The sequence below is a fragment of the Mycobacterium sp. TH-M11 genome (genome assembly GCF_057473725.1).
Window position 1 is genome coordinate 1 of the sequence record NZ_JBYCLD010000479.1, and the last position, 3,967, is coordinate 3,967.

The following is a 3,967-nucleotide window of genomic DNA, read 5'->3' on the forward strand; positions in this document are numbered from 1 at the left end:
GTCGTCGAGGGTGAAGCTGCGCTGCCCGGGCCGAACCAGGTAGGCGGCCAGCGCGGTGTCGGAGCTGACACCGTTCAGCGTCCAGCCGCGTCCCGCGAGGTCGTGGATGGCCAACTTGGCCTCGTGTAAGGCTTTCGGCTTTTCGGGGTCGGCCAGCCAATTGGCCAGCGCGGCGTCGTCCTCGGGTGTGACGGTGGTGGTGTCGATGAACGCGCCGTCGCCGTCTGCGGCGGCGATCGCCAGGGCGGTTGCGTCGCCGCCGTAGGGCAGATGCGTCCCGACCACTGCCAGGCCGGCACGGCGACCGTCGGCGACGTGGTCGGTGAGCCACTGCGCGACCGTGCCGGGCTCCAGCGCTCCCCCACGCACGTCGAACCCTGCGTCGACCTCCGGTTCGACGGCGGCCAGCGTGTCGAACAGCCGGTCGCGCAGCACCCGGAACTCCAGCTGGTCGAACAGTTGGTGGATCTGGTCGCGGTCCCAGGGCTGCATCCGCAACGTGTCCGGTGTCTGGGCCAGCGGCACGTCACGGACCAGATCGGTGAGCTCGCGGTTGAGCACCACGCTGGACAGGTTGGCCCGCAACGCGTCGCCGACCTTGCCGCGCACCGACTCCACGTCGTCAACCAGCGCCTGCAGCGACCCGTATTCGGCGATCCACTTGGTCGCGGTCTTCTCCCCCACGCCGGGGATGCCGGGCAGGTTGTCGCTCGGGTCGCCGCGCAGCGCGGCGAAGTCTGGGTACTGCTTTGGCGTCAAGCCGTACTTCTCGACCACGGCCGCCGGGGTGAAGCGGGTCAGCTCGCTGACGCCCTTGCGCGGGTACAGCACCGTCACGCCGTCGGAGACCAGCTGCAACGCGTCGCGGTCGCCGGTGACCACCAGGACCCGGTAGCCCTCTTGTTCGGCCTGCGTGGTCAGCGTGGCAATGATGTCGTCGGCTTCGAAGCCTGTTTCGGCGAGCGTCGTAATACCAAGGGCAGCAAGGACTTCCTTGGTGATGTCGATCTGACCACGGAACTCGTCCGGGGCGCTCGACCGGTTGGCCTTGTATTCCGGGTAGCGGTCGGAGCGAAACGTCTGACGCGACACGTCGAAGGCGGCGGCGATGTGGGTGGGCGCCTCGTCGCGCAGCAGGTTGATCAGCATCGCGGTGAACCCGTACACCGCGTTGGTGGTCAGTCCGCCCTGGGTTTTGAAGTTCTCGGCGGGCAGCGCATAGAAGGCCCGGTATGCCAGCGAGTTGCCGTCCAGCAGCATCAACGTGGGCGTGTCGTCGGTGGCCTTGCCGGCCTGTGTCTTCTTGCTCGCGATCCTGGCTGGGCTCACGGCGTCAACTCTAGGCACTGGGTCCGACGCCGAGTAGCGACGTCCACCGCCTCGAACTGCAACACGTTTCAGTTTTGTGGTCAGGCTGGGTAGGCTGGCCCGGTGCCCGAGGTCACCAGCAAACAACCGGCTATCGACGGATGGTTCGCCGCCGACGAGACCGCCAATCCGCATCTGATCGGCAGTAAGTGCCCACAGTGCGGCACCTACGTCTTCCCGCCGCGGGAGAACAACTGCCCCAACCCGGCCTGCGACAGCGACGTACTAGAGGCCGTCGCGTTGTCGCGGCGCGGGACACTGTGGAGCTACACCGAGAACCGCTATCCTCCGCCGGCGCCCTATCCCGCCCCGGATCCGTTCGTGCCGTTCGCTATTGCCGCGGTGGAACTCGCCGACGAGGGCATCATCGTGTTGGGCAAGGTCGTCGAGGGCACGCTGGCCGCCGATCTCAAAGTCGGCATGGAGATGGAGTTGGCAACCATGACCCTGTTCACCGACAGCGACGGGGTCGAACGCCTCGTGCACGCCTGGAGGCGCGCCGGTGACGATGCAGAGCGAAGCGATGAAAAGGAGCGGCGCAAATGAGGATCGCGAAATGAGTCCCGATCCGCTCTACATCCTCGGCGCCGGCATGCACCCGTGGGGCAAGTGGGGCCGAGACTTCACCGAATACGGCGTCGTCGCCGCCCGCGCCGCACTCGCCGAAGCCGGGCTGGACTGGCAGCAGATCCAGTTGGTCGCCGGCGCCGACACCATCCGCAACGGCTACCCGGGCTTCATCGCGGGGTCGACGTTCGCGCAGAAGCTCGGCTGGAACGGCGTGCCGGTCAGCTCCAGCTATGCCGCCTGCGCCAGCGGATCGCAGGCGCTGCAGAGCGCCCGCGCCCACATCCTGGCCGGGTTCTGCGACGTCGCGCTGGTCATCGGTGCCGACACCACCCCCAAGGGCGCGTTCGCCCCGGTCGGTGGCGAACGCAAGAATGACCCCGACTGGCAGCGGTTCCACCTGATCGGCGCGATGAACCCGGTGTACTTCGCCCTGCTCGCTCGTCGCCGGATGGACCTGTACGGGGCGACGGCGGAAGACTTCGCCCAAGTGAAGGTGAAGAACTCCCAGCACGGCCTGCAGAACCCGAATGCCCGCTACCGCAAGGAGTCCTCGGTCGAGGACGTGCTGGCCAGCCCGGTGGTCAGCGACCCGCTGCGCCAGCTCGACATCTGCGCCACCTCCGACGGCGCGGCCGCCCTGATTGTGGCCAGCGCGGACTTCGCCCGCAAGCACCTGGGCTCACTCGACGGCGTGCCGTCGGTGCGCGCGGTCAGCACGGTGACCCCGCAGTACCCGCAGCACTTGCCCGAATTGCCGGACATCGCAACGGATTCCACGGCGGTCGTGCCGGCGCCGGAGCGGGTGTTCAAAGACCAGATCCTGGACGCGGCCTACGCCGAAGCCGGCATCGGGCCCGAGGACGTCAGCCTGGCCGAGGTCTACGACCTGTCCACCGCGCTGGAACTCGACTGGTACGAGCATCTAGGGCTGTGCCCCAAAGGCGAGGCCGAGGCGCTGCTGCGCAGCGGCGCCACCGCCCTCGGAGGCACGGTGCCGGTCAACCCGTCGGGCGGGCTCGCGTGCTTCGGTGAGGCGATCCCCGCGCAGGCGATCGCGCAGGTCTGCGAGTTGACCTGGCAGTTGCGCGGTCAGGCCACCGGCCGGCAGGTGGAAGGCGCCACCGTCGGCGTCACCGCGAACCAGGGCCTGTTCGGCCACGGATCCTCGGTGATCGTCGCGCGCTAGTTGCGAGCCTGCGCTCCGCCGCGAGGGTGCACGGTTGCACTCCCGCTACGGCGTGTCGACGGTCAGACACGCACGCTCGGCGATCACCATTAACTCGGTGCGTCCTTCGCCGTGTCGAGGGTTTCCAAGACGACTTCGGCGACGTGCTTCATGGTCGTGCGGCGGTCCATCGCCGCACGCTGAATCCACTTGAACGCCTCAGGCTCAGTCATGCCCTGATTGGCCTGCAGCAGACCTTTGGCCCGTTCGACGAGCTTGCGGGTCTCCAGCCGGTCCGACAGCGTCTCGACCTCGCTCTCGAGCGCCCTGACTTCGCTGAATCGACTCAGCGCCACTTCAATCGCAGGAATCAGGTCCGAGATGGTGAAAGGCTTCACCAGGTAAGCCATCGCGCCGGCGTCACGGGCTTTTTCGACGAGGTCGCGCTGGCTGAACGCGGTGAGGATCACGATCGGCGCGATGCGCTTGGCGGCGATCTCCGAGGCAGCGTCGATGCCGTCGCGACGCGGCATCTTGACGTCCATGATCACCAGGTCGGGCTTGAGCTGCTCGGCCAGCTCGACGGCTTCCTGGCCGTCGCCGGCCTCGCCGACGACCTCGTAGCCCTCTTCGCGCAGCATCTCGGCCAGGTCGAGCCGGATCAGCGCCTCGTCCTCCGCGATCAGGACCCGGTGCGCGATTCGGGCTTCATCCTCGGTCATGGAGACATTCTCTCGCGAACCGCGCCGATCCACGACTGCGGGGCTATTAGTCGGCGCGCCGAAACCGATCCTCTATGGTGGGAGGCCGTAGTGCGCAGGCCCTCGTATCCCAACTGGCAGAGGAAACGGATTCAAAACCCGT

Annotated in this window: 4 protein-coding genes; 2 read left to right on the forward strand and 2 right to left on the reverse strand. The window is 67.5% G+C overall.

Annotation, left to right across the window (positions count from 1 at the left end):
- Nucleotides 1-1,260, reverse strand: a 1,260-nt coding sequence (locus AC2VOG_RS18430; RefSeq protein WP_486941280.1) for a 5'-3' exonuclease H3TH domain-containing protein, incomplete at its 3' end; no start/stop codon positions are given.
- 171 nt (nt 1,261-1,431) lie between these two features.
- On the opposite strand from AC2VOG_RS18430, the gene AC2VOG_RS18435 reads away from it, so the two are divergent.
- Nucleotides 1,432-1,914 carry a Zn-ribbon domain-containing OB-fold protein gene (locus AC2VOG_RS18435; RefSeq protein WP_486941277.1) on the forward strand — a complete coding sequence of 161 codons (483 nt, stop codon included), beginning with the start codon at nt 1,432-1,434 and terminating at the stop codon, nt 1,912-1,914.
- Between the two features lie 10 nt (nt 1,915-1,924).
- On the forward strand, nt 1,925-3,124 hold the full coding sequence (locus AC2VOG_RS18440) for a lipid-transfer protein (RefSeq protein ID WP_486941278.1): 1,200 nt from the start codon (nt 1,925-1,927) through the stop codon (nt 3,122-3,124).
- An 89-nt stretch (nt 3,125-3,213) separates the two neighbouring features.
- Here the strand turns inward: AC2VOG_RS18440 and AC2VOG_RS18445 are convergent, their stop codons facing one another.
- Nucleotides 3,214-3,825 carry an ANTAR domain-containing response regulator gene (locus AC2VOG_RS18445; protein ID WP_486941279.1) on the reverse strand — a complete coding sequence of 204 codons (612 nt, stop codon included), beginning with the start codon at nt 3,823-3,825 and terminating at the stop codon, nt 3,214-3,216.
- Nucleotides 3,826-3,967: the final 142 nt, after the last annotated feature.